The 24,246-nt window shown below is 68.6% G+C and carries 23 protein-coding genes; 7 read left to right on the plus strand and 16 right to left on the minus strand.

The features are described from left to right. Positions 1–120: 120 nt before the first annotated feature. From AB0I38_RS30045 to AB0I38_RS30065, 5 genes are read right to left on the minus strand one after another with little or no spacing between them, the layout of a single operon-like run. The gene (locus tag AB0I38_RS30045) at positions 121–912 is read right to left on the minus strand and encodes a hypothetical protein (RefSeq protein ID WP_358485530.1); all 792 of its coding nucleotides are present in this window, start codon (positions 910–912) and stop codon (positions 121–123) included. Beyond that, positions 909–1,745, minus strand: coding sequence for a class I SAM-dependent methyltransferase (locus tag AB0I38_RS30050; protein WP_358485539.1), 837 nt, complete (start codon positions 1,743–1,745; stop codon positions 909–911). The genes AB0I38_RS30045 and AB0I38_RS30050 overlap by 4 nt, the downstream gene beginning before the upstream one ends. Positions 1,746–1,782: 37 nt before the next feature. Beyond that, positions 1,783–2,298 carry a topology modulation protein gene (locus AB0I38_RS30055; RefSeq protein ID WP_358485545.1) on the minus strand — a complete coding sequence of 172 codons (516 nt, stop codon included), beginning with the start codon at positions 2,296–2,298 and terminating at the stop codon, positions 1,783–1,785. 42 nt (positions 2,299–2,340) lie between these two features. After that, positions 2,341–3,411 carry a glycosyltransferase family protein gene (locus AB0I38_RS30060; RefSeq protein WP_358485549.1) on the minus strand — a complete coding sequence of 357 codons (1,071 nt, stop codon included), beginning with the start codon at positions 3,409–3,411 and terminating at the stop codon, positions 2,341–2,343. Continuing rightward, on the minus strand, positions 3,396–4,223 hold the full coding sequence (locus AB0I38_RS30065) for a carbamoyltransferase C-terminal domain-containing protein (protein WP_358485561.1): 828 nt from the start codon (positions 4,221–4,223) through the stop codon (positions 3,396–3,398). The genes AB0I38_RS30060 and AB0I38_RS30065 overlap by 16 nt, the downstream gene beginning before the upstream one ends. Positions 4,224–4,335: 112 nt before the next feature. Here AB0I38_RS30065 and AB0I38_RS30070 point away from each other — a divergent pair, with 112 nt between their 5' ends. Continuing rightward, positions 4,336–4,686, plus strand: coding sequence for a VOC family protein (locus AB0I38_RS30070; protein WP_358485568.1), 351 nt, complete (start codon positions 4,336–4,338; stop codon positions 4,684–4,686). Positions 4,687–4,917: 231 nt separating this feature from the next. Beyond that, on the plus strand, positions 4,918–5,082 hold the full coding sequence (locus AB0I38_RS30075) for a hypothetical protein (protein WP_358485572.1): 165 nt from the start codon (positions 4,918–4,920) through the stop codon (positions 5,080–5,082). Between the two features lie 19 nt (positions 5,083–5,101). On the opposite strand, the gene AB0I38_RS30080 is transcribed toward AB0I38_RS30075, so the two are convergent. Next, positions 5,102–6,769 carry a hypothetical protein gene (locus AB0I38_RS30080; protein ID WP_358485577.1) on the minus strand — a complete coding sequence of 556 codons (1,668 nt, stop codon included), beginning with the start codon at positions 6,767–6,769 and terminating at the stop codon, positions 5,102–5,104. Between the two features lie 170 nt (positions 6,770–6,939). Here AB0I38_RS30080 and AB0I38_RS30085 point away from each other — a divergent pair, with 170 nt between their 5' ends. Then, the gene (locus AB0I38_RS30085; RefSeq protein WP_436838792.1) at positions 6,940–7,482 is read left to right on the plus strand and encodes a transposase; all 543 of its coding nucleotides are present in this window, start codon (positions 6,940–6,942) and stop codon (positions 7,480–7,482) included. A gap of 209 nt (positions 7,483–7,691) precedes the next feature. On the opposite strand, the gene AB0I38_RS30090 is transcribed toward AB0I38_RS30085, so the two are convergent. Beyond that, on the minus strand, positions 7,692–8,036 hold the full coding sequence (locus AB0I38_RS30090; protein WP_358485583.1) for a hypothetical protein: 345 nt from the start codon (positions 8,034–8,036) through the stop codon (positions 7,692–7,694). A gap of 101 nt (positions 8,037–8,137) precedes the next feature. Between AB0I38_RS30090 and AB0I38_RS30095 the strand changes: the two genes are divergently transcribed. Continuing rightward, the gene (locus tag AB0I38_RS30095) at positions 8,138–8,755 is read left to right on the plus strand and encodes a hypothetical protein (protein ID WP_358485590.1); all 618 of its coding nucleotides are present in this window, start codon (positions 8,138–8,140) and stop codon (positions 8,753–8,755) included. A 24-nt stretch (positions 8,756–8,779) separates the two neighbouring features. On the opposite strand, the gene AB0I38_RS30100 is transcribed toward AB0I38_RS30095, so the two are convergent. The 4 genes from AB0I38_RS30100 to AB0I38_RS30115 all read right to left on the minus strand — a co-directional run bounded on the left by AB0I38_RS30100 (position 8,780) and on the right by AB0I38_RS30115 (position 11,408). Beyond that, positions 8,780–9,235 carry a hypothetical protein gene (locus AB0I38_RS30100; RefSeq protein ID WP_358485595.1) on the minus strand — a complete coding sequence of 152 codons (456 nt, stop codon included), beginning with the start codon at positions 9,233–9,235 and terminating at the stop codon, positions 8,780–8,782. Between the two features lie 183 nt (positions 9,236–9,418). After that, positions 9,419–9,784, minus strand: coding sequence for a hypothetical protein (locus tag AB0I38_RS30105; protein WP_358485601.1), 366 nt, complete (start codon positions 9,782–9,784; stop codon positions 9,419–9,421). Between the two features lie 106 nt (positions 9,785–9,890). Continuing rightward, entirely contained in the window at positions 9,891–10,820 is a 930-nt protein-coding gene (locus tag AB0I38_RS30110) for a CU044_5270 family protein (protein WP_358485609.1), read from the minus strand. A gap of 3 nt (positions 10,821–10,823) precedes the next feature. After that, entirely contained in the window at positions 10,824–11,408 is a 585-nt protein-coding gene (locus tag AB0I38_RS30115; RefSeq protein WP_358485616.1) for an RNA polymerase sigma factor, read from the minus strand. Positions 11,409–11,866: 458 nt separating this feature from the next. Here AB0I38_RS30115 and AB0I38_RS30120 point away from each other — a divergent pair, with 458 nt between their 5' ends. Continuing rightward, the gene (locus tag AB0I38_RS30120) at positions 11,867–12,250 is read left to right on the plus strand and encodes a hypothetical protein (RefSeq protein WP_358485621.1); all 384 of its coding nucleotides are present in this window, start codon (positions 11,867–11,869) and stop codon (positions 12,248–12,250) included. Here AB0I38_RS30120 and AB0I38_RS30125 read toward each other — a convergent pair. The 5 genes from AB0I38_RS30125 to AB0I38_RS30145 all read right to left on the minus strand — a co-directional run bounded on the left by AB0I38_RS30125 (position 12,216) and on the right by AB0I38_RS30145 (position 16,817). Next, on the minus strand, positions 12,216–13,085 hold the full coding sequence (locus AB0I38_RS30125; protein WP_358485625.1) for a pentapeptide repeat-containing protein: 870 nt from the start codon (positions 13,083–13,085) through the stop codon (positions 12,216–12,218). The genes AB0I38_RS30120 and AB0I38_RS30125 overlap by 35 nt on opposite strands. Before the next feature lie 153 nt (positions 13,086–13,238). Then, positions 13,239–13,859, minus strand: coding sequence for a TetR/AcrR family transcriptional regulator (locus AB0I38_RS30130; RefSeq protein ID WP_358485640.1), 621 nt, complete (start codon positions 13,857–13,859; stop codon positions 13,239–13,241). Next, on the minus strand, positions 13,856–15,364 hold the full coding sequence (locus tag AB0I38_RS30135; RefSeq protein WP_358485646.1) for an FAD-dependent oxidoreductase: 1,509 nt from the start codon (positions 15,362–15,364) through the stop codon (positions 13,856–13,858). The genes AB0I38_RS30130 and AB0I38_RS30135 overlap by 4 nt, the downstream gene beginning before the upstream one ends. Positions 15,365–15,593: 229 nt before the next feature. Then, positions 15,594–15,716 (minus strand): hypothetical protein, encoded by a 123-nt coding sequence (locus AB0I38_RS30140; protein ID WP_358485652.1) that lies wholly within the window; start codon positions 15,714–15,716, stop codon positions 15,594–15,596. A 759-nt stretch (positions 15,717–16,475) separates the two neighbouring features. After that, a complete protein-coding gene (locus tag AB0I38_RS30145; protein WP_358485659.1) occupies positions 16,476–16,817 on the minus strand; it encodes a hypothetical protein in 342 nt (113 codons plus the stop codon). A 576-nt stretch (positions 16,818–17,393) separates the two neighbouring features. Here AB0I38_RS30145 and AB0I38_RS30150 point away from each other — a divergent pair. Further along, positions 17,394–17,537 carry a hypothetical protein gene (locus tag AB0I38_RS30150; RefSeq protein ID WP_358485664.1) on the plus strand — a complete coding sequence of 48 codons (144 nt, stop codon included), beginning with the start codon at positions 17,394–17,396 and terminating at the stop codon, positions 17,535–17,537. 622 nt (positions 17,538–18,159) lie between these two features. Further along, entirely contained in the window at positions 18,160–24,078 is a 5,919-nt protein-coding gene (locus tag AB0I38_RS30155) for an RHS repeat domain-containing protein (protein WP_358485669.1), read from the plus strand. Positions 24,079–24,246: the final 168 nt, after the last annotated feature.

Consider the following 24,246-nt stretch of genomic DNA (forward strand, 5'->3'; position numbering starts at 1 on the left):
CCACCCCTGGAAGTACTCAATGAGTCCCTCTCAACCCAAACAGCCGCATAGGCTACGCCCATAAGACGGCTGTCCGGAATCTCCGTGGCCCCTCAGGGGTTGCTGCACGAGGTCCTCCGGTCAACGGGATGGGGACGCCGGGGGTGTGGTGGCGGCCAGTCCGTCCAGTGAGGGGCGAAGGCCGGGCCACGAGTGGCGGTATCCGCCGGTGCCGAGGTAGGGCAGGGTGAGTATGTGGTGCAGGTCGGTGTAGCCGAGGAAACCGGCGGCCGTGACCGGGGTGAGACCGGCATCGAGCAGGGCTTTGTTGTAGCAGGTGAGCGCGGTCGCGATGTGACCGGGCAGGATCGGGCCGTGCGTCATGGCGAGGGTGACCACCAGCTTGGCCAAGTCGTAGCCGAACGGGGCCAGCGTGAGGTCATCGACGTTCACCATGACCGGACCTTCGGCGGTGATGAGCACGTTGCGCGGGTTGGTGTCCTTGTAGAACGCGGCCGGCGCGAGCGGGTCGGCTTGCAGGAGTCGTTGGGCGGCGACGAGCTGGTAGGGGGTGATCAGGCCGGCCTGCAGGTGGCGGTGGAGCGCGACCTGGCGGGGGGAGACGAAGTCGGCCAGTACGCTCCCGGCGGGCAGCGGGTGCGGCGTGGTGAGCTGGGCTCGGTGCAGGTCGTTCTGCCAGGCGGTGGTGTGCGCTCGGCCGAGGATGCTGGCGAGCGCGGGCAGGTCGGAGACGGTGGCGTGGCGGCCCTGCACGAATGCGAAGTCGATGCGGCGTTCGTGCACCGTCACGATGGGTGGCTGCCGAAGCGGCTGGGCGTGCTGGGCGAGCCAGGCGTGATGGGCCGCGGCCCGGCGGACGGCGTCGCGGGTGGCGTACGGCTTGGCGAAGTAGGTCATGTCGGGTGGGTTCATGTCGGTGTGGCGGTCAGGTAGGTGATGGTGGACGTCGCGGTGACGGGCTCGTCCGGCCAGGCGGCGCGCAGTCTGGTGGCGATGGCGTCGGGGTCGGTGGCCAGGCCGGGAGGCAGCTTGTACTTCGGGGTGGTGGCCAGATAGGCCGCGACGTGGTCCAGCCCGGCGAAGGCGAAGCGGTGCTTCTCCTCCAGCGTGGCCAGGACACGGAGATGGCCGGCGGTGAGATCGGCCAGGTTGCCGCCGTGCGCTGCGGCGTACAGGCTCGGCCGGTCCGCGGCGCCCGGGTCGAGTCCGGCGGCGGCCACCAGCCGGTCCAGTTCTCGGTAGCTGTCGGCGGATTTGGTCACCAGGATCGCGACCCCGCCTGGTGCGAGGACGCGGGCGATCTCGGCGATCACCGTGTGCGGGTCGGGCGCGTGGTAGAGGCAGAACGCGGCCGCTGCGAAGTCGCAGCCGTCATCGGGTAGGGGCAGGTGGTGGAAGTCGGCCTGCACGAACTCCACCGCGGCGGCCACGGCAGGGCTGAGGGCTGCCAGGCGGGCGCGGGCGGCGGCGAGCATCGCGGCCGACGCGTCCAGGCCCACCAGCCTGCGGGGGCGGAGTCGTTCAGCCAGGACCAGACTGCTGGTGCCCCGCCCGCAGCCGATGTCGGCGACCACCGACCGGCTGGGGTCGTCCACGTAGCAGGCGGCGACCTTGGCGATGACGTCGGCGACGGGCCGTCCGTGCGTTTTGGCGCGGTGCAGGGCGGAGGTGCGGGCCGCCAGACGGCCGCTGTCTCGGTAGAGGCCTGCGGTGGCGGCCGGGTCGGTGAAGACGCTGCCGGTCATGCCTGCCCACCGCCTGTGGTGCGGGGGCGGCCGGGGTTCAGCGGCCGGCGGCCACCTGCTCCAGCCAGCGGCGGGCGTGGGCGCGGCTGCGCAGCACCACTATCTGCGTGCTGTCTCTGGTGTGCTGGCGGATCTTGGCCAGCACCTGCGGCCGCATCCGCCGCCGGTAGGAGGCGACGTACCGGACGAACGACCAGTTGATGCGGTTGTAGACGCCCGCGTCGTGCTGACCGGCGCCGTGGCGGGCCTGCCGGGACAGGACGCCCCACAATGCGGCGACGGTGGGGACGTCCACCAGGATCACGGTGTCGCACGCCTGCAGCCGTACGTGCAGCGTGGAGTTGTAGTTGCCGTCGATGACCCATCGCGGCTCGGCGACCAGCTCGCGTTGGATCGTCTCGAACTTCTCCGCTGGCAGGGGGGTCCACTCGTCGTCGTAGTAGACCGCGTCGAGATGGGTGACCGGCGCATCGAGCAGGCGGCCGAGCTCGCGTGCCACGTACGACTTGCCGCTGCCGCCCGACCCGATGACGGCGACCCGGGACATGTGCATGGTTCTCCACGATAGTCGGGACAGCAGGACGCCGAGGGCTGGTCATGAGCGTCCCCCTGCCGGTTGCACGTCTCGGTTGGCGGTGAGCGGAGCGAGCATCTCGTTTAGGTTCTGGAGTTGGCGGCTGAGCCGGAACAACTCCAGCCGCTCCAGACACGCGGCCAGGAGGTTCACGTGCTCGTGGCTGCCTCGGATGTTGTCGAGCCAGTGCAGGGAACGGATCGTGTCGCCGCCCGAGTTCACGATCAGCTGCGGCGGCACGAACATGTGGACGCGGTTGATGGTGGCGGGCGCGAGCGGTAAGCACCCGGCCAGGACCGCCTCGAAGATGCGTTGTGTCATCTGCCCGGCGGCGGCGTACCGGTCCGGCAGCAGCAGCACCGTGGCGAGGCTCTGGCCGTACAGGGAGGCGACCTCAGTGAAAGGCACCCGGCCGATGAAGTTGAGGTTTGGCCAGCGGCTCGTGTGGGTCCACTTGCCGGCGATCAGGTGTCGTGTGCGGGCCGCCGCGGGCGCGAAGTACCGGTCGAACGCGGCGTTGCGGCCGTGCTGGTTGCCGATGTAGCACAGCGGGTTCGGCCGTTCCCGCTGGGCGAGTTTGACCGGGTCGGCCGCGTCCAGGAGCACGTCATCCAGCGGGAACAGCAACGGTACGGTGCCGCGGCGTGGGGTGAGAGTGGCCTCGCACACGACGACGTTGGGCCGCTGGCGCACGGGGTGGTGGGCGGGGAGTTGCCGGTCCTTGTCCCAGATGACGGTGGGGGTGTGGGCGCGGTGGGTGTAGTGGTAGAGCAGCCGGTTCTGCCGGTGCAGGTCGCAGGTGTGGCCGGGGCTGCCGCAGATCGTGGTGTTGCGGCCGGAGATGGGCCAGCGCCACTCCAGGAACAGCACATCGACGGGCGGGAGCCCGGCGTCGAACAGATGGCTGTCGGCGATGTGGTCTCCGGCTTCGGTCAGGTCCCGGTTCGGCTGGAGGAACACGACCTCGTGGTCGGCCGCGATGATGCCGTCGATGAAGGGGCGGCGATGGCTGCGGCCGCCGTCCGGGGTGTCGGTGATGCCGGGGCCGAGGAACCCCCAGAAGCTGTAGCCGATCTTCACTTGGTGATCCACCGGCCTTCCAGCAGCAGGGCGTCCAGGCCGCTTTCGGCGAGGCACTCCAGCGCCATGTCTGGGGGGCCGCAGATGGGCTTGCCCTTGACGTTCAATGAGGTGTTGATGAGGACCGGAACGCCGGTCCGGCGGGCGAACGATTCCAGGACGGCGTGCACGAACGAGTTGTCGTCCTTGGTGACGGTCTGCACGCGCGCGGTGCCGTTGGCGTGCACGACCGCGGGGATCTGCTCGCGCGCCAGGGCGGTCACTCCGGATGCCATCGACATGTACGGCGACTCCTGGCCGAGGGTGAAGTACTCGGCGGCGCGCTCGGCCGTGACCATGGGCGCGAACGGCCGGAACGGCTCGCGGTACTTCACCGTGTCGTTCAGCCGGGCCACCACGCCCGGCTCCAGGGGGGAGGCGAGGATCGACCGGTTCCCGAGCGCTCGTGGACCCGCTTCGATCCGGCCCCGGAACAGGCCGACGATGTCGCCCTGGGCGATCTGGTCGGCCAGGAACTCGGCCGGGTCACCGGGCACTGGCAGTTCGGACAGCTGGGGCCAGCGGGTGAGGTCCGGCAGGTGGCCGGCGAAGGACGGCCCGAGATAGCAGGCCCCGACGATGCCCGACAGCGGCAGCGGGCTCGCCTGGAGATGGACGGTCGCGGCCGCGCCGATGGCCGTGCCCGCGTCGCCCGGAGCCGGAGGTACGAACACCTCGTCGAACAGCCCCGACTCGGCGATCTTCCCGACGGCGCGGCTGGTCGCCAGTCCGTGCGATCTGTCGGACGTGTTAGTCCGCGCGGGCGTGTCGAATCCTCTTGTCATGTTGGCCCGCTTGGAAGCGCGAGTCTAGTGGACTGGAATTGCCACTTCTGCTCGTATCCCGGCTCGACCCCGCGACCTCGCCGGGCCGCCGGTCCTGTCTATGCTCAAGCCCATGGCACTGGAATGGGAACAGATCATCGTCGACTCCACCGACCCTGTCGCATTCGGGCGCTGGTGGGCCGAGGCTCTCGGCTGGGTTGTGGTCGACGAATCTGAGGAGATCGTCGAGATCCGGCCTGAGCCGGACCGGATGCCGGGGCTGCTCTTCGTGCCTGTCGCCCAGGGCAAGACGTCGAAGAACCGGCTCCACCCCGACTTCCGCCCCGACGACCAGGAGGCCGAGGTCGCCCGGCTGCTCTCCCTCCGTCCGGCGCGTCGACACCGTGCAGACGAGCAGCACTGGGTGACCATCCTCGACCCAGAGGGCAACGAGTTCTGCGTCCCGGGTGAACGGAAGAGCTGAGCGGAAGCACTGAGCGGAGGCCGGCAGTTATTCGAGGCCCCGAGTCGTACGGCGGAGCTCGAACCCCCTCGACGTTGCAGCAGGTCAGAGCGCTCAAGATCCACCCATGGCCGGAATTCCCGTTATCTCGACTCGACCCGTCCCTTGACCTGCCGGTCCGCGTCGGCATGTCGAATCCGACAACCAACTGACACGGAGCCGCGGATTTCGACATCGAAACGCGGATCCTACATGACGGCCGGCTCGTGCTCGGCCGCCGCTTCGGTCGTCGTGGCCGGGCGGCCCGTCGCTGCGCTGGGCATCGTGCTGTCCGCGCGGCGCGCCTGCGAGCTGCCCCGCCTGGTGGAGCCCCTGCGCGCCGCCGCGGCGGGCATCGCCGGGGCCTACGAGAGGTAAGCCCCGGCTCACTGGGACGCTATCCCGCCGGCTCGACGACGGTGACCACGTGATTGGTGCTCGTTCCCTTGACGGTCGAGCTCCCGACCAGCGTGACGGTGTAGGTGTGCTTCCCGGCCGTGGCCGGCGTGTCGGTGAAGGCGAACGTCCCGTCGGTGGCGGCGGCCAGTTTCTGACCCTTGGTGGTGACGGTGCCGTCCGGCGCGACGGCCCTGCGGCTGACGGTGACCGTCGTGCGCGGGTAGACGACGCCCTCGGCGGCAAAGGTGCCTCTGAACTCCAGCAACTCGCCGACGACGCCCGTCGCGGGCCCGGTCACGATGAGCGCCGGTTCGTTCCTGGCCACGGTGACGGTCGCCGTCGCGTAGGCCCCGTCGTACCAGGAGTTGCCCGGCCAGGACAGGCGATACCTGAACGCCCCGATGCCCGGTGGGGTGTCGGTGAACTCGTAGGTCCCGTCCGCCGCTGTGGTGACCTCCCGGAAGGGCCGGTCGGTGCCGTCGGGGAGCCAGCTGTACAGTTCCAGCGTCTGCACGCCGGGGGTCGCCCCGGTGCTGAGCGTGAGCCGTCCGCTGATGGTCAGCGGCTTGAGCGCGTTCGCCTCGGCGGGCGCCGTCAGGGTCAGGGCCGAGGAGTGGTAGGGCGCGGACGGCAGCCGCCAGAGGTGCATGCGCCCGGTGCCGGGCTCCTTCAGCACCGCGAAGGTGTAGATGCCGTAGAAGCCGATGCTACCCGGCACCAGCGCCTTTCCCTGGTGGCCGGCCGTGTAGATCACCTCTCTCGTGGTCGCGTCGTAGACCACGAGCTCCGCCGCGTCACCCGCGACCGAGTTCCAGCCGCCCACGACGTAGTAGCCGTTCTCGCTGGACGCGACGGTGGCGGCCAGGTCGTGCCCGGCCGGCCCCTTCTCGTCGTAGGCGTGAGCCCGGTCGAAGGTCGTGGTGTCCCAGGCGTCGAAGCGGTGGGCGCCGGACGGCACCGGCAGCACCGCCGACCCTTGGTAGGCAAGGGCCAGGTCCTCCAAAGGCGGCAGCCCGTCCGCGTCGCCGAGGATCTCGCCGAGCGGGTTGCCCGGGTCGCGGTTGACGTCGTACAGCCTGACGGTGGCGGGGCTGACTCCCGGCTCCGACACGGCGAGGAGGGCGCCGGCGACCGCGACCAGCGGAGGCCGGGTCGTGGCCGGCCCGACCTTGACGAGGATGGGGGTCGCCCGCACGTCGAGCGCGACGACCCCTCCCTCACCCGCCCCGCCGCAGCCGTATCCGATCCACAGCCGGTTGTGGGCCTGCGCCAGCGTGGACGGGCACGGATACGCGGACAGATCGATGCGCCGGGTGACGGCGACCGTGGCGGTGTCGATCTCGATCACCTCATGCGTACCGCTCAGCGTCGCGTACACCTTCCTGGCGCCGTCCGGCGCGGACAGGGCGGTGACTCCGGACAGGCCGCCGATCGTGGTAACGGCCTCGCCGTCGAGGTGCGTGACCACGATCCGGTCGTCGGCGGCGACGAAGACCTTGCCGTGGCCGGCCACCAGGTCCCCGCCTTTGCCCGCGACCCCGAGGTCGGCGACGAGGTCGGCGGCCGCGGTGGCGGGGGCTGGGGCGGCGAGCAGGCTCGCCGCCAGGAGCAGGGACCCGGCCGAGGCGACTAATCGGCCGATGCGTTCAGAGGCTGATGGACGCACATGCACTCCGTTCCGAAAGACGATCTTCTTTCTTCGAACGTATATTCGCATGTTGTGGCATCGCTGTGAAGGGCTAGTCGCAATGCCGTGACGCTGTTGGCGATCTTTGGGAGGGCATTCAGGCTGGAGGTGTCGGCTGGACTGTGGGCCGGTCGAGGAGGGCGAGGGTGATGTCGCTGCATCCACGAGTGAGCGCGGGGATTCCCGCGAAGACGGCGGAGTTAGCCTGGAAGGTGTGTCCGAAGGGCACACCGGCGATGCTGGTCCGGGATCGACTCGGAGAGATCTTCGATGATGAGGAGTTCGCCGACTGGTACCCGGTCGACGGGCGGCCTTCGCTGTCTGCGGCGCAGTTGGCGCTGGTCAGCGTGTTGCAGTTTGCCGAGGACTACTCCGACCGGCAAGCGGCCCGCGCCGTCGCGGTGCGGATCGACTGGAAGTACGCGCTGGGTCTGGAGTTGGAGGACGCCGGGTTCGACTACTCGGTGTTGTGTGAGTTCCGGGCTCGGCTGGCTGAACAGCCCGAACGCGCCGACCGGCTGCTGGGCATGATGCTGGATCGCTTGCACGTGGCTGGGCTGGTCAAGCAGCGGGGGCGACAGCGCACCGATGCGACCCACGTGCTGGCCGCGCCCCACCTGGTCCTCACCAAGGGCGACTCCCACCGCCTCGCCCAGGCCCTCGTCGGTAAGGGCGTCACCCCGCTCACCTGACCACCCCTCAGGACAACCCCGGCCACCAGTCTGGATTTCTGCTGGCCACCAACCGAGACAACCCAAGACCGTCTACCTGGGCATCCTCATGGCCGTTGACAGGAGTAGATGCGCGTAGCGGCGCGGAACTCTATCCGAGGGCGGCCGACTGGACCCTGCCCGGCCCGGCGCGTGCCCTTCCATGACCGGAGCGAGGGTGGTCTTACGGTCTATCCAGGGCTCACGGTGGCCTCCCACCGATCGACCCGACCGAACGACGGCGCCCACCGGCACACCGCCAGAGCCGTATCAATGATCTGGCGCACGGTTACCTCTTCACGCGCGTACCAGTCCGCCAGCAGCGCCCCGACGGCGCCCCCGATCGCAACCCCACCCAGCCGGGCCTCTTTCTTCGTCAGCCCACACTGGCCGTTCAAGATCTCGCCCAGCACGATCGCCAGCGGATCACGCCGTGGCTCGTCCCTGCGCAGGTGATTTGCCTCCACATACAGCATCCGGTACACCTGCCGCTTTTCCGTCGCGTGCTCGATATACGCCGAAACCGCCGCACCCACCCGAGCAGACTCCCCGCCGTCGCTGCCCGCGATCCTTTAGCGGATCAGCGTGGTCGTGTCATCGGTGCAGCGCTCCACGACCCACCCATGCCGGTCGGAAGGTGAAGGTCACCCAGGCCGCCGCAGACCTGATCCCCCGGAGCGCGTGGATGCGGTTGCGCACCGGACACGGCAGCAAGGGCATCCGCCACTACGACTGGGCGATGCTGGCCATCACCAGCGACGAGACACACAACGGGCAGCACGACGGGCACGGTGCGCCGCTGGTGCGTCGACATCGCTACACCGGCACCCTGTCGTTCTACCGCTGCTGGAGCCCCGAGCCGGTCCTGCTCTCCCGTCTGATCTTCGTGGCATGCGCAAGGTGGAGAATCGAAGAAGATCACCAACTCGTTAAGCAGACCTGCGGCCTGGACAAAGGCCAGGTCATCCGCTGGACCCCCTGGCACCGCTGGAGCGCGATCTCCCTGCCGGCCTACCTCTTCCTGGCCGTTGCGCTGGCCCGCCAGCGTCTCCTCGACGGCGATCTGCCCGAGGAAGCACAGATGGTGCCCATCGCCATCCCCAAACTCCTGCGACAGTTACGCGACATCGTGATCCCCGCCCCACTTCGCGAACAGGCGCACAAGCTGACCTGGTCCCTGTGGCGCCGCCGCAAACAGTACCGATCCCGCCCAGCTCACCTGCGCTGGCACGCCTACGCCGAGGCAACACCATGATCACAACGATCTACGATCGCCGTGTCAAGATCGTGAAACATTGAGACTGGACACGTCCAGATATACCAGGGAGCTACTATCAATAGACTCCTTCTTAATCTTCTCTAGAACTTCTGGATGGTCTTCGAAGTATGCCGGATGATACGGGCGCAGTTCCAGGTACGTGTCTTTCCAGCGGGCAGATGCCATTCCTATAATCGTTGGGCGATTCTCCGCTTCGATCATCCAATCACGGGCGGCGAGGAGATTCGCAGCCCTATCGAGTGCCTCTCGCCCGTTCATCCCGCCGACATCAATGATCATCGTTTCCGAAATTTGGGTCCCGCCGCCTTCTGTATCACTTTCATGAGCAAACTCCGCTCGCACCCGACCTATGCCGCGGACGTCTTCAAGAGCCGCTAGATCGACTCGCAGCGTCACCGAGGCCGGCGGCCCTAGGCAACCTGTGACCACGGTGAGTAGACCGAGGACGGCGGCCACGAGTCGACTGGGGCGAGTTCTTGCCGTGCGCGCCACTGTCAATCGCACTGGTCCCAGCCTATTCTGTTGCACTCCCAGTATTCGTCGACGGCGTTGCCGGGTGCCAGCCACGGGAGCTTTTTCCTTCGGCGCTCTATTCCCGTGGCCCTGCTCTCGCTGTTCGCCACTTTTAGCATGTTGACTTTAAAGCCACTTTCTGCCCACGTTCGAAATTATCGCTATTGATCTTAGTGTTTCCCGATGTGGGTTGTCCGCCGTAACTCCGGAGCACCCGCAGTAGGCGATCGCCGCCTCGATGTCGTTCTTCTTCGGATTCTTGCTATCTTCCGCAACTCCCGCGAAAGAGTCAACAACGAGGGGCATTACCAAGCTTGTGTGCCTTTGTTTGTATCTCCCAGAGTAGAACGGCAGTGAGTAGTGCACGTTCCAGTTGTGGCCGGCCCGCTTCGGTGGGAAGGTGCCCGCATTGGCCTTCGGGTTGAGCGCCTTCTCGATGTGCTGAATGACTTTGAGGAAGTTGCTGTCCCGGCTCTTGGACATCACGAACACTCGGGGGACCGAAGGCATGACGCAGCCCCCGATCCGGCACGACGAGCACGGGAGCATTCTGAATGATCTCCCGATCCCGCGCGGATGTCGTGCCTGATCGACTGACTCAGGGCGTGTCACCCGCCCGGTCCACGATTCCCGAGCCGAGCACCGACATGCCCACGCTCTGGCCGTCCTGCACGGCCTTCACTCCCATGTAGCGGTAGTCGCCCGGGTCGAGCACGTAACAGAGCTTGCCGTGCTCGCCCGCGTCGAAGACCACGCCGATGCCGGGGCGGCCGTCCATGTCCGTGGCGCCCTCCTCGACAGAGACGTGGGAGATCTTCGCCAGCGCCCGGAACATGGCCGCGGCCGTGTCCGGCGGGATCACGGGCCCGAACTTCAGGTACCACCCGATCGTCCCGAACACCTTGGCGTCCTCTGCGATCTCGGGCGGGCAGGACGGCCCGCAGACCGACAGCGGCGTACGGTCCTGAGCGCCGTCGCGGAAGTGCCGCAACAGCGCGTCGGGATCCGTGGGCAGGGCCTCCACTTCTTGCTGGGTGCGCCGCACGTTCGTCGGTCCCTTCTCCGTCGGACCTACCTTCAGCTCCTCGCCCTCCGTACGCAGCGCCGACCTGAGGCCGTCCATGCGGTTCCAAATCTCGAACGTTGGCAGCTCGGCGCCCATATGCTGTGACTCCTTGAGGTAGAACCACTGGTCGGGCCGGATCTCGGCGGCCGTGCTACGGGCCGCCACGAGCGCGGCGTGCTCCAGCACTGTCGCCGCACCGCTCGGTCGGGCCGCCTCGCTCGACAGGGTCGGCCGTGCCTCCTGCCCGCCCCCGCCGGGCAGGACGAGGACCGCCGCGGTCGCGGCCGCCAGCACACCCGCCGTGGCCAGCGTGAGCCCGAACCTCATCCGATACGCGGGTCGCGCACGTCGCGAGGGAGCCCGCTCCATGTGGTCGGCCATCTTGAGCCGGACTTCCGACACGTCGGGCCGCTCGGGAACCTCGCCGCGCATCTCGCGCAGCATCTCGATCTCGTTCACCATGGTCTATCCCTCTTCCGGATCGACGCCGGACAGCACCCGGCGGAGTTTGGTCCTCGCTCTGTTCACCCGCGACCGGACGGTCCCCACGGGCACGCCGAGCGCCGCCGCGGCCTCCTCGTACGTCAGCTCCGCCCAGACCACCAGCAACAACGTGTCCCGGTGCGCCTGGGAGAGCCCGGCCAACGCCTTCGCCAGCCGTCTGCGTGCCGCGCTCGCGCTCACCCGCCGGTTCACCTCGTCCGTGAACGACTCGGTCGCCGGGTCGATCCCGGTGCGGCTCAACGCCTTGTACAGGCCGATCTCCCGGCGCCGGTGCCTGCTCACCAGGTTGGTGGTGATCCCGTACAGCCAGGACCGTTCGTCGCCTCTGCTCCCGTCATACGACGCCAGATTCTGCAGAGCCACGGCGAATGTCTCGGCCACGATGTCGTCGGCGGGCTCAGGGCCCAGGCGCCGGATGACGTAGCGCTTCAGCTCGGGGGCGTGCGAGGTGAACAGGGTGGCGAACCGCTCGGATTCGCGCCAGGGCGGTGGGTCCTCGGCGGCGTGGGGCCGGGGTAGGGGAGCCGCCCGGCTTTCGTTTCGCATCTGTCGCCTCTCGGATCTCCTCGGACATGACACGAGTAATTGCCATGAACGCGGGCGGAGGTTCCACAATTCTCGACGATCCTGGACGGACTCAGAGCGGTGTGCCGCCCGAGGCGTTCTCGGGCGGAGTCGCTTCCATGCTGGGGAGCGTGGTCGGCTCGGCGGTATCGCGCTCGGCGCGGGAAACGATCACCCAGTACGTGGGAAGCGATCTCCTGGAAGATTCTTCCTCCGCTGGTCAACGCGACTCGTGAACACCCCCGCAATGGCGCTCGGCTGAGTGGAACCAGGAGCAGTGGCTGTTCACCGGCGACCCAGACAAGGAGGCCACGGCGGTCTGGCAGTGCCACCGTGCCGGCTGCCACGTCGCGGAATGCGCTTGTGGGGTGACAAGCGATCCTGAGGCGGGCTCTGTCCTCATGGTGGCTTGATCGATAAGGTGTTCGACCATGGGCGTCTTGGTCGACTACTTCACGGCGGACTCTGATGAGTCGGCCGAGCGGGCTCTGTCCGGCGGGCCGGGGTATGTGAAGCTTCCGTATGTCGACTGCAAGGGCTGGATCGACGAACTCGGCGACCTGGTGGCCGAGCTCAGCGGGCGCGACGTCAGCGAGTTCGGCGACAGCGAGGTCGTCGTGGACGACGGTGAGGTATCGGGCGTGGACCGGGTGATGCCGGAGACGGTCGCCGCGCTCGCCGTCATAGAAGATGCGCAGCTGCGTGAGTATGCCGAGGACGAACTGCTCAACGACTACGAGATCGAACGCATCACCGCCTTGCGGGACCTGGCCCGCGAGGCGGTGCGGCTCAGCCACGGGATGTATCGCTGGATGTGCGTCTGAACACGTCGAACAGCTCTTCGCGGAGGGCGGGCGGGAGCTTGCGGCCCAGGCTCGCCGGGCTTACCAGAGCCTGATCGTCGGTCCATGCGCGCGCCGTGTCGGCGAGGAACTCCAGTGCGGAACGGGCCTCTTGGCGATGCTTCTCGTCCGGCCAGCTGTCGACCAGCGGCAGCACCGAACTCGCCCGCTCGGCGATCCGGTCGAGGAGCGCGTAGCCGGGCAGGCCAGGCAAGCGCTGGGCCCGCAGGTCAATGTGGCGGAAGGAAACGTCATCGAGTTCGGCGGCGGTGAAGTCATTGCCGGTGAAGTCGTTGTGGCCTCTGCCGAGTACGGCCTGGTCGCGATCGGCCGGGCGGCCCCAGAAGTTCATGCTCCGTACGCGGCCGAGAAAGACGCAATCGACGAACTCGGCCTCGAAGGTGGTCGTCTGCCCTCGCAGCCGAGATCGGTCGAACACGCACCGCTCAAACCGCACGTTGCCGAAGAAGGTTAGCTCCGCGAAGCGGGTGCGGCGGAAGGTGCAGTTGCGGAAGACGGTCTGCGGCCACGTGGCGCCGTCCCACTCCTGTCCGCCGATGCCCGTGCTGCCCATCAACAGCTGCTCGAAGGCGGCGCCGGAGAAGTCGCATCCGTCGAACTCGCTGCCATAGGCGATGAAGCAGAGGAACCGCGTCTCCGTGAAGTCCACGCTCACCAGCCGTGCGCGGTCGAAGGTCACATCGGTCACACCGGTGGGCAGCTGGAACCGCTGGTCACTGAGCTCTCCGCGAGCGATCCTCGCGCTTCGCCACCCTTCATTGGTCGGCTCGAGGGTGAAGCGCTCAGACGTGTTCACGTTGGCCGCCTGAAAGTAGGAGATTCATGCGCGGAGTCTCGCATTCGACCCCGACAAACCCCCTCCTCGATCATCCGAATCGGCTGGCGGCCTGGCATGATGCGGGCGCTGAGCGCCCTGCCGGTACTGCACCGGCCGACTCTGGGTGAGCGGTCAAGCGCCTGAAGCAGGCGGATACAGCCCGGCCTGGCGGTAGACGGCGGTGAGGTAGCGCAGCATCTCGGTGGTGTCCGGCGGGTCCGGCTGCAGCACGCGGTAGGTGACCGCGCCGGCCATCATGTCGATCAGCACGTCCAGGTCGGCGTCGGCGGCCACGGTGCCGTCCTGCTGGGCGCGCCGCAGCATCGCGGCGGCCAGCTCGCGGCGGGGCAGGATGTAGTGCTGCCAGTAGACGGCCATCAGCTGCGGGTGGCTGACGGCCGAGCCCATGATGCGGGCGACCAGTGCGCGAAAGCCGGGGCTGGCGGCCATCTCGGCCGCCGCGGGCAGCACGCGCTCGACGATGTCGCGCGGGGTCAGGGCGTAGACGTCGGCGGCCGACGGCGTGACCTCGGCGCGGACCCGCTGCTCGATGGCCTGGGCGAGCAGGTCCTCCTTGCTGCTCCAGCGGCGATACAGGGTCAGCTTGCCCACGCCGGCGCGTTTGGCGACCTGCTCGATGCTGGTGCCCTCGACGCCGCGCTCCACGAACAGCTCCAGCGCGGCAGCCAGGATCGCGGTATCGGTCTCGGGATCACGCGGACGTCCCCGCCCCCGTCCTTCGGCGGCGGTCATCCCAGGGCTCCGTCCAGCCAGCGGGTGACCTCGGCCGGGCCGCCTTGGCAGGCCAGGTGGCCGTCCGGGCGCACGAGCAGGGCCGGGCTGTTCCCTGAGCCGGAGGAGCGAAGCTGGACGACGCGCTCGCCGAGCCGCCGCCGGGCGGCCTGGAAGGCGGCGTCCGTGCCGGTGCCGTGACCGAGGACCGCCCACGCACCGCGTAGCTCGGTGTGCAGCCGGGTGCGGCTGCCGTCGCCGCGTTCGCAGTCCAGGTCGGGCACACGGTCGCCGGGGCGGAGCTTGCCGCCCCGGCTGCCGATGACCCGTCCTGCGAGCGTCTTGCCGAGCGGGCCGCGGCGGTAGCTCACCCACAGCTGCGAGGTCGTGTAGGTGGTCCACCGCTGGATCCAAGCCTGGCTGAAGATGCGCATCAGCACCTGATCACGAAGGAAGCGGCCGAGCGGGCCAGCGGCGATGTTGACCTTGGTGGCGGCGGTGCTGCCCCGCAGCACCGCGGTGGCCAGCGGGCGGCGTTCGGCCTGGTAGGTGTCCAGCAGCGCCACTTCGGCGCGGCCCTGGATGACCAGAGCGAGCTTCCACGCCAGGTTCTCGGCATCGCCGAGCCCGGTCAGCATGCCCTGCCCGCCGAACGGGGCGTGCACGTGCGCGGCGTCCCCGGCCAGCAGGATGCGCCCGGCCCGGTAGGCCTCGGCCAGGCGGCGGTGCACGCGAAACAGCGACGCCCAGGTCACCTCGCCCAGCCGCAGGCCGGGCAGGCCGGTGCGCTCAGGCAGGATGCGCCGCATGCGCTCGGCGATCTGCTCCTCGCTCGGCTTGTCGACGGTGAAGGCGGCGTCGTAGGCGAGCAGCCGCCACTGATCTCCCGGCATCGGCATCGCGCCCAGCATCCCCTCGGCGTGCGCCCAGCCGCTGGTCCCCGACCGGTCCAGGGCGGGCTCGCCCTCAAGGCGTCCGTCGAGGAGCAGGAACCGCTCACTGACCTTCACTCCCGGAAAGCCGATGCCAGCCTGCGTGCGCACGGTGCTGCCAGTCCCGTCACAGCCGACCATCCACCGGGCCCGCACGGTGCGGCCGTCGCCGAGCGTCGCGGTGACGCCGGTCGTGTCCTGGCGGGCCTCGACCAGCGCCAAGCCCCATTCCGGGCGGACGCCCAGCTCGGCCAGGCGCTTGCGCAGTCGCGCCTCCACCCGTGCCTGGGAGATCACCATCGGGGGTGCGGCGGTGCCGAGCCCGGGGTCGCCGAACCGGATGCGCATCATCGGACGGTCCCCGGCGTAGGTGGTGATCGTCATGGCCTGCACCGACTCCTGCGGCAGGCCGCCCAGGGCGTCCAGCCGATCGAGCACCTCCGAGCCGCGCGCGTGCACGAAGTTCGCCCGCGACGTGGCGGCCGGAGCTGCGGCCTTGTCGATCACGCGTACCGAGACGCCGTGCTGGAGCAGCCCGCAGGCCAGCGCCAGGCCGACCGGTCCCGCACCGACCACCAGAACATCCGTGTCCACCGCCGCCACCTCACTGATTAATTTACGAGACGGTACCGTAAAATAAATTATGCCGATGGTGGTCCGTTCTGTCCAGACAGTGCTCCGCTCGCCGCTGTGCCGGCCCGTCAGTCGGCCCGCCGCTCCTGTGCACGGTCCTGGGCGAGCACGGCAAGGGCGTCTTCGACGGTGGCCGGCACGTCGAGATGTTCGTGGCCGGCGGGCAGGACGGAGGCGCCGCCCGTGACGATCAGGCGGCCGCCGAACAGAGCGCGTGGGCGGCGTCCTTAAGGACGCCGTACCCGGCGTCATACAGCCGCACGATGTCCACCGGCGAGCCGGACAGCTGCATCAGCGGCACGGCGCCGCGCATGCGGAACCTGATGGAGAAATCGTCGTGGCCCCAAGGGGCGGAACGGGGGTCAGGCGTCGGACGGAGGCTTCCTGCTGAAGGACATGGCACCCGCCGAAGGAGCCGTGACGCGGTCACACGAGGTAGCGCAGCCACAGGGACACCCACCACGCGGGCGTCAGACGTCGCTGCACCCCACCCGGCAGAATCCTGACTCGTGCGGCTCTGGAGCACTGATCAAAACGCTCGAAGCATAACTTCCGCATGATCATTCAATAAGAGCTAATTTTGCGACAATCATGCACGGACCGCGACGTGCCAGACAAAAGAGGCTAAAGCTATAGATGAGACGCCAGTGACAGCGTGATGTGTCTTCGTAACCGCATCGGCCATGCCCGTGTCTCCACCGCCGGTCAGAATCTCGAGCACCCACTGGATGCACTGAAGGCGGCCGGATGAGCGGGTGGTCGCCGACAAGAAGTCCGGCAAGACCGCCGAGCGCCCGGAACTGGCGGCTTGTCACACGTTCCTGACCGCTGGCGACACACCGAGCAGGTGCTTGAGTAGCTCGACCTCGCCGACGACGAACGCGAAGCCCTCGAAGGCGACCGTGAAGCAGTCGCGGCCCTCGCCGAACGTCCCGTCAACACCCCGATCCCGGCGGACCCACCCTGAACGAGCTCGGCGGCGAACAGCGCCTTCGTCTCCCTCACGGCCGTGAGGGAGACGAAGGCGCGTCCTCAGAAGCCAACTCAGACGGGGGAGGACGACTCGTGACCCCTATCCGTCAGCTGGCAGCGTCAAGCGCAAGCGCTCGACCGTCCGCAAGACCTCGGCACGGTTCTTGGCGGTCTTGAGCCATGTGGGCAGGCGCTCTACCAGACTTGCCGGAGCCCAGGCCACAAGATCTCCACGTTCGCGCAGCTTCGCGGCCACGTAGGCCTCCAAGAGGTCGAGATGCCGGACGTTATAGGCCCACAGCACATGTCCGCAGCAACTCGCCTGCAACCACACCGGCCGCTGGAAGAAAGGATCAACAGGACCGCCGGCGACAGCGGAGCCGACCGTCTCGTCCTTGAAGTAGCCACACTCTCTACAGCGCAAGCGCCGGCGGAAGTTCATGACCCCGGTGGAAGCCGCCTCACCGTCCTCAAGCGTCCCTGGATGCGCCAAGACGACAGCGCACCCGTCGCACCGAGGACAGCACACCAGCACCTCGTCGATGAAGTCGTACCCGTGCTTCCGTTCGCGCCGGTCTCGGAACCGGTCACCAGGATCCGATGCACTCCCTGTCACTCGATCAGCCTGCCAGAGGCCCATCGCGATACAGAGCCGACACCCGTCTTACCCGATCCGAGCACCATCAGCTCTCCGCTCACCGGCCAGCACGGTTGCCGCATGTTCGCGATAACGTGCGCTGGCCGTACGCCTGCCCGCAGGTCGCCGCCCCGGCCGCCGCTCCACCACCCCCCTGCCAAACCCGTCCCGAAGCGTGACGCCTTCCTCGCCGACCAACCGCCGGCAGTACACGAGCAGTACTGGACGGGGCAGCTGAGGCCAAAGAGCGCATCCACAACCCCAGCCACCCACCGCCTCGGACGAACCTTCCCCACTGCCATCTGTCGAGGCCGATGTCAAGGCCTCGGTCGAACCTGCGAGCCCGCCTGCGCATCGGCCGGTGGTGAGAACGTCACCAGCATGGGGCGGGCTCGGCTGATCGAGATCTCCGACGACCAAGAAGCCGAGACAATCGGCCAGGGCGACGCCGCCCCGGCCTCTGCGCCCACGGGGGCCGTGCCATGGGCGAGCGAGGCCGACCCGGTCAAACGCCGCCGCTGGTAAACCGGCCAAGAGCTTAACGCCGCCCTAGTCAGTAGGGGGCGGCTACGTAGTACGCCTCCCGGGTGGGCAGGTCCTTGCCACGGTGCCGCCAGGCGCGCGGCGACCCGTGCGAAACTGGCTGCTCGCGGGATCGCCCTGCCGCTCGTGGCCGGGTGCGCCGGCATCTTGAGGGTGCCTGCCGCGGCGGGGAGGTAGCGCGGGCCGTGGAAGTTGTACGCGACCGCGTTCACCTCCTCGGGGCTGATGTCCGCCTCGGTCAGCAGCCAGGTGACTGCCTGCTCGGGGTAGGCGCGGGTGTGCTTCACCTGCGACAGGCGTTCCTCCTCCACGAACCCGACCAGCTCGCCCGTTGACCAGGAGAGCCGCGGCGGAGTCGTGGGTGTAGGAGCACAGGCCGAGCACGATGTCAGGGGCGCGCATGAGTGTCATACGGTCACCGCCAGCCCGTCGGTGCAGGCCCGCAGGGTGGTGTACCAGGTGCGAAGCCCTTCCCCGAGCGGCCCGTCGATTGCGCCGGCTACCTGGACTGCCTGGTCGCCCGAAGATCGAGCACCTATGACGGACTTATGACGGCGAGAGTTCAGACTGTGCCTGTTTTGACTTCTCACCCCCCGGAGTCATCGTGCTCAGCAGAATCGTCATCGTCCTCACCCTGTTATGGAGCGGCCTGACCTTGCCCGCGGTCGAGGCCGTAGCCGCCCCAGCGAAGCCGGAGCTGCACTGGCGCACGGCGCTAGAGAAATCGGACGCCGCGCCAGGCTCGCCACCGGTCGAAAAGATCCGGTCGGCACCCGAGGTGGACAGCACTTCGGCACCCAAGCCGAAACGCACCCAGCTCCCCGCCGCCACGTCGGCCGAGGTGAGACTGGATGCGAAACCGCAGCGCGTCGGACCGCTGGAGGTGAGCGGGGCCGCCGGTACGACCGCGCGGGTGGAGGTGCTGGAAGAGCGGGCGAGCCTGCCGGGACTGGTGTTCCGGATCTCGGCGGCCACCAAGGTCTCCGTCGACTTCGGAAGCTTCGCCGAGCGCTACGGCGCGGGATACGCCGACCGGCTCAAGCTCGTCCGGCTCCCGGAGTGCGCCCTGACCGCCGACTGCGACCGCGAGCGCGCGCCCTCGCTCAAGGACGGCACCGACCGCCCGGTCGTGCCGTCGGTGAAGAACGGAACCAAGCTGAGCGCGGAGGTTCCCGCCGGATTGTTCGCTGTCACGGCCGGCCCCGAAGGCGAGGAGGGCTCGTTCAGGGCGACGCCGCTGGCGCTCTCGGGCGACTGGCAGGTCGTCACGGGATCGGGGAACTTCGCCTACAACTACGACGTGCCGCTGCAGAAGGCGCCGGCGGGGCCGACCCCATCGCTGCGCCTCAGCTACTCCTCCGGCACGGTCGACGGCATGGTGTCGGGCAAGAACACCCAGAGCGGCCCGGTCGGGCTGGGCTGGGGAGACTTCGCCGACTCCTTCATCGAGCGCCGCTACCACTCCTGCCGCGCCGACGGCCAGGGCTCCGATGATCTGTGCTGGAAGTCCGACAACGCCACCATCTCGCTCAACGGCCGGTCCGGAGAGCTGGTGCCGCTGCCCGGGACGCCGACGAAGCAGTGGCGGCTCAAGGACGATCCACGATGGCGGATCGAGCAGCTGACCGGTGCGAAGAACGGCGACAACGACGGCGAGCACTGGAAGGTGACGACCCCCGAAGGAGTGCAGTATTTCTTCGGCCGTGGCGTCAACCCCGACGTCGTCGGGGTGGAGACCCACTCGGTGTGGACGGTGCCGGTGTTCGGCGACGACGCGGGCGAGCCGTGCAACGCCGAGGCTCCGCTGCCGTGGTGCGTGCAGGCGTGGCGGTGGAACCTGGACCTGGTCATCGACCCGCATGACAACGTGCAGCAGTACGAGTACATCAAGGAGATCAACTACTACGCCGCGCTGAACGGCTGGCCCGGCTTCGAGCGTACGGAGTACGTGCGCGGCGGCGCCCTGCACCTCCTCAAGTACGGCAAGCGGCGCGCTGCGAACGAGACCGAGCCGTCGGCCCGGGTCACTTTCGATCTCGACTACCGGTGCGTCGACCTGGCCGCGGCCTGCCAGGAGCCGGCCCCGGCCACAGCCGCGAACTATCCCGACACCCCGGTCGACCTGATGTGCTTCACCGCCGTGTGCACCGAGCACGCCCCGACGTTCTTCACCGCGTTGCGGTACGTGTCGCTGACCACGCAGGTCGAGGTGGGCGGCGACGAGTTCGTCGACGTGGACCGGATCACGCTCTCGCACGCCTTCCCGGACCCGGATCCGAACCGGACCGGGGACCAGAAGCTGTATCTGGCAGCGATCCAGCGCAAGGGCCTGTCGGCGGAGCCGCAGATCACGATGCCGCCGGTGACCTTCTTTCCGGTGCTGCTGAACAACCGGGTCGACACGGCGGGCGGCTTGTCGGCGATGCCGCACTACCGGGTCGGCGTGGTGACGAACGAGACCGGTGGCCAGGTGATCGTCACCTACGGCCGGCCGCACCCGTGCCCCAGCCCGATCCCCAATCCGCCGAACTGGCACCTGAACACCCGCAACTGCTTCCCGCACTGGCATGCCCCCGATGGCGGGACCGCCGGGTTCGCGGTGTTCCACAAGTACGTGGTGACCCAGGTGGAACAGCGTGACACCGTCGGCGGCAGCCCCGCGATGATCACCTCCTACAAGTACGGTGACCAGGTCCGCGCGGGCTTCCCCAACGGGGCCTGGCATCATGACCGGGACGAGTTCGTCTCCAACTCCAACCAGACCTGGTCAGAATGGCGCGGCTACGCCGACATGCTGGTCGCCCAGGCCGCCAGCCGTACCCAATATCGGCTCTTCCGCGGCATGAACGGCGACAGGCTGGCCGGGGACCCGTTCCCGGGACCGGGCTCGCGGGTGGCCAAGACCTCCAGCCTGGACGGCACCGTCACCAACGTCAACGACGACGACTGGCTGGCCGGGGGAGTGCTCGACCAGCAGGAGCTGCGCGGCGACGGCAGCGTCGAGCACGGCACCGTGACCGGCTATCACGTGCAGCGCACCGTCGACGCCGCCGGGCCCGATCCGCTGGACGACGCCTGGTTCGTCATGCCGAACGACTGGGTGGAGCGGCGGCGCAACCCCGTCGATGGCAGCATGGTGCGCAGCCGGTCCCAGACCGTCTACAACGGGCTGCTGGGCACGGCGGACAAGGTGATCGATCACGGCTGGCTGGCCTCGACCGGTGATGAGCGGTGCACGGTGACCGTGCCCACGGTGAACTCCGACCGGTGGCTGCTGGACCTGCCCGCCTCGGTCACCCGGTACGGCAACGCCACGTGCGACGGGGCCGAGCTGGCCCGGGAGGAGTTCGCCTACGACGGTGGAGCGTTCGGCGCTACGCCGACGCGCGGCGATCAGACCGGTTCCCGCGTCAAGCTCACCGCGGCGCCGACCTGGGCGACGACCACCACGACCTACGACAGGCTGGGACGGCCGCTGACGGTGACCGATCCCAACGGACGCACCACCACGACCGCCCACACTCCGGCGATCAGGTATCCAGCGACCACGACGGTCACCAACTCCCTGGGGCACAGGACGACGACGACCTGGTTCCGCCCCCGGCAGGCGCCCGAGGCGACCTTCGACGCACGGGGCAAGAAGACCACCTTCGCCTACGACGCGCTGGGCCGTACGCGCACCGTGCACCGGCCGACGGAGCAGGGTGGGTCCGCGTCGCACGAGTTCGCCTACGACCTCGACCCCGACAGAGCCAAGCCAGGCGTGGTCCGGACCCGCAGGCTTCAGGACACCACCAGGTACGTGGACTCCTGGGTCCTGCACGACAGCTGGCTGCGACCGCGCCAGGCCCACACGTTGTCCCCCGAATCCGGCAAGGCGATCGTCAGCGACACCCGATACGAAGGACGTGGCCTGGTCGCCGCCACCTCCCAGCCGCAGGCCCTGACCGGCGCGGCCGGAGCCGGCCTGTTCCCCATCCCGGCAGGAGGCTGGGCGAACGACGAGACGACCGCTCATGACGAACTCCGCCGCCCCATCTGGCAGGTCTCCTCGGCCGCGGGCACCATCCGGCGCTCGGTGGTCACCGACTACACCTACGACTCGGTGACCACGACTCCGCATCCCCAGGCAGGGGGAGTCGTCCGTACGGTCAGCGACGCCCACGGGCGGGTGATCAGGATGGAGGAACGTGACGGCACCGCCTGGCGCCTGACCCGCTATGGCTACGACCAGGCCGACCGGCTCACCACCATCACCGATCCGGCGGGCAACACCATCACCAACACCTACGACCTCGCCGGGCGCAAGATCGCCATGAACGATCCGGACATGGGCGCCTGGACCTACGGATTCGACGCGGCCGGCAACCAGACCCGGGCGACCAACGCCGCCGGGGGACAGGTGCACACGCTCTACGACGCGCTGAGCCGCCCGAAGGAACGCCGCAAGGATTCCCCGGCAGGCACGCTGCTGGCCAAGTGGGAGTATGACGCGACGGGGGAGACGGGCCTGCTGAACAGGACCACCCGCGTGGAGGGCGGCGACTCCTACGTGGTCGACGTCACCGGCTACGACGGCCGGGCCCGGCCCACCGGCCAGACCTGGACCTTCCCCGACGCGAGCTACACCGTCGGCTACGGCTACGACGCCGCCGACCACCCCACCCGGATCACCTACCCGGCCGTCGGCGGGCTGCCCGCCGAGACCGTGAACACCACCTACAACGACGTGGGCCTGGCGACCTCCATGGCCGGCGCCGCCGAGTACGTCTGGTCCGCCCTGTACGACGACCGGGCCCGCTCGGTGTGGAACCTGTCGGGATCCCGGACGGTGCCTTTCAGCCGGATGACGGAATACGACGCCGACCAGCGCGTCAAGGCGATCAAGGCGGGCGGCGGCAACACCACGCTGCAAGACCTGCGCTTCACCTACGACGACACCTTCGGCCACGTCGTCGACCGGCTCACGACCCTGAACGGGCAATCCTGGCGCGAGTGCTTCGACCACGACGACCGCCAACGCCTCACCCGCGCCTTCACCACAACAGGCACCTGTACGGCCGGCACACCCGGCACGGGTGCCAACGCCTACGACCACACCTACACTCTCAGCGCCGACGGCAACCTCACCCGGCGGGTCGAGAGCGGCACGCAGATCGCCTACACCTACCCAACGGCAGGCGGTACGCGTCCGCACGCGCCCACCGCGGTCGGCGGCAACACCTACACGTGGAACGCCAACGGCGACCTGGCGAGCCGTACCGTCTCAGGGCGGACCGAGACACTCACCTGGAGCCCCGAACGGCTTCTCCTCGCCGCGGGAACCTCCAGCTTCGTCTACGACGCCGACGGCAAGCGCCTGCAGCGCAAGACCCCCGCGGGCACCACCCGCTACATCGACGGCCACGAGATCACCGGATCGAAGGCGGTCCGCACCTACAGCTTCAACGGCACACCCATCGCGATCCGCACGGCCACCCGCGTGGAGTTCCTGGCCACCGACAACCAGGGATCGGTTCAGCTCACCGTCCCGGCCGGTTCAGAGACGCCCAGTCACATCAGGTCCTACCAGCCGTACGGTAAGCCGCGCGGCACCGACAGGGCCGACACCGACCGCGGCTGGATCAGCCAGATCGAGGACAGCTCCACCGGGCTCAACTACCTCAACGCCCGCTACTACGACCCATCGATGGGACGGTTCGTCTCCCCTGATCCGCTCTTCGACGTCGCCCGGCCACAGACCATCAACCCCTATGCCTACGGGCTCAACAACCCTACGGCCTTCTCCGACCCCAGCGGCCTGATTCCCGACGACTGCGCCAATGGGAAGGTCACGTGCACGCACAACGGAAAGGGATGGACCAACGCCCAGCCGACCCCCAAGCCGGCGCCGGCCATCATGGACGCCTGCGCCCCGGGTACCCCTGGGAACACCGAATGCGGCTCCAGCCTGGAGGGCAGCACCATCACCGGCGGTGAGGACCTCACCGTCGATGACCTCGCCGAGCGGGTGGTCGGCGGCACTGACAACGCGCTCGACGTCCTCGATCTCGGCCTGGAGTTCTGCACCGATTCCCACGGCTGCGCCAGGATCACCGAGTTCTTCGCGGTGGCCGACGACATCGGGTATGCGGTCGGCGCCATCGGTCTCGTCATGGACTGCGGGTCAGAGGGCTTTACCAGCCAGGCGTGTGTCAAGGGGGCGGTCCTGACGGGCGGCCAGTTGATCCCAGGGGTGGGGGTCATCTTCCTCACCCTGGACGTGCTGGACCAGTTCGGACTCGTGGATCCGGTCATCGACGCCCTGCAGGAGATGTTCACCAGCGACGGACGGAGCCCCGTGCGGACGTGTGACTCCGGGTCCAGGCCGGAATACGGATGCACGCACCTGCCCAGTGGTGGGCAGGGCGAGTACACCGGATCGGCCGGCGTTCCGCCGCCATGCACGGGCTGCGCAGCTCCACAGGCAGGCCCCTGCCCGCTGAGGGGGTGCGACCACAACAGTTACAACCTGAATGACTGATCACTGGCTAGGGGGCGTTCCGGCCGGAACGCCCCCCTTTGTCGTGGCGCGGTGATCCCTCAGATGATCGTTCTCCACGTTGTATGGGCGCGGGGATCGAAGAGGAGGTCGCAACCGCGGTCCCGGGCGGAGCGCCCGCCCGGCCCCGCATCTCCGCATGGCTCGACA

This window comes from Nonomuraea cavernae, from assembly GCF_040655715.1.
In the GTDB taxonomy this organism is placed as follows: domain Bacteria; phylum Actinomycetota; class Actinomycetes; order Streptosporangiales; family Streptosporangiaceae; genus Nonomuraea; species Nonomuraea cavernae_A.

Excerpts from the sequence above, each read along its gene's own strand:
- AB0I38_RS30045 (WP_358485530.1), bottom strand. The coding sequence starts at position 912 with ATGAACCCACCCGACATGACCTACTTCGCCAAGCCGTACGCCACCCGC.
- AB0I38_RS30050 (WP_358485539.1), bottom strand. The coding sequence starts at position 1,745 with ATGACCGGCAGCGTCTTCACCGACCCGGCCGCCACCGCAGGCCTCTAC.
- AB0I38_RS30055 (WP_358485545.1), bottom strand. The coding sequence starts at position 2,298 with ATGCACATGTCCCGGGTCGCCGTCATCGGGTCGGGCGGCAGCGGCAAG.
- AB0I38_RS30065 (WP_358485561.1), bottom strand. The coding sequence starts at position 4,223 with ATGACAAGAGGATTCGACACGCCCGCGCGGACTAACACGTCCGACAGA.
- AB0I38_RS30070 (WP_358485568.1), top strand. The coding sequence starts at position 4,336 with ATGGCACTGGAATGGGAACAGATCATCGTCGACTCCACCGACCCTGTC.
- AB0I38_RS30075 (WP_358485572.1), top strand. The coding sequence starts at position 4,918 with ATGACGGCCGGCTCGTGCTCGGCCGCCGCTTCGGTCGTCGTGGCCGGG.
- AB0I38_RS30085 (WP_436838792.1), top strand. The coding sequence starts at position 6,940 with ATGTCGCTGCATCCACGAGTGAGCGCGGGGATTCCCGCGAAGACGGCG.
- AB0I38_RS30110 (WP_358485609.1), bottom strand. The coding sequence starts at position 10,820 with ATGGTGAACGAGATCGAGATGCTGCGCGAGATGCGCGGCGAGGTTCCC.
- AB0I38_RS30115 (WP_358485616.1), bottom strand. The coding sequence starts at position 11,408 with ATGCGAAACGAAAGCCGGGCGGCTCCCCTACCCCGGCCCCACGCCGCC.
- AB0I38_RS30130 (WP_358485640.1), bottom strand. The coding sequence starts at position 13,859 with ATGACCGCCGCCGAAGGACGGGGGCGGGGACGTCCGCGTGATCCCGAG.
- AB0I38_RS30140 (WP_358485652.1), bottom strand. The coding sequence starts at position 15,716 with ATGCGCGGCGCCGTGCCGCTGATGCAGCTGTCCGGCTCGCCGGTGGAC.
- AB0I38_RS30145 (WP_358485659.1), bottom strand. The coding sequence starts at position 16,817 with ATGAACTTCCGCCGGCGCTTGCGCTGTAGAGAGTGTGGCTACTTCAAG.
- AB0I38_RS30150 (WP_358485664.1), top strand. The coding sequence starts at position 17,394 with ATGGGGCGGGCTCGGCTGATCGAGATCTCCGACGACCAAGAAGCCGAG.